Consider the following 226-nt stretch of genomic DNA (forward strand, 5'->3'; position numbering starts at 1 on the left):
TACTGGCGCGCAGTAGCACAGCGCTGGAAAAGACTCAGAGTGATAACCGGGTTTTGCGCAGTGATAACGCGCTGCAAGCGACGGTAATAACCACTCAGGCTTTCAACTTCAACCGGTTTAATCAGGTTGCGGAAAACGCCAGTCGCTTAAATTCGCTCATTGATGCGGGTATCGAAAAGACCGTCATCGAATACCGGGAGATCCTTCGATATGAAAAAAACTGTGA

General features: G+C 48.7%; 1 pseudogene. It reads left to right on the forward strand.

The features are described from left to right. Nucleotides 1-2 precede the first annotated feature (2 nt). A pseudogene (locus tag FDX22_RS30510) lies at nt 3-226 on the forward strand (hypothetical protein); the annotation flags it as partial.

This window comes from Citrobacter sp. TBCS-14, assembly GCF_005280805.1.
GTDB classification, from domain to species: Bacteria; Pseudomonadota; Gammaproteobacteria; order Enterobacterales; family Enterobacteriaceae; genus Citrobacter; species Citrobacter gillenii.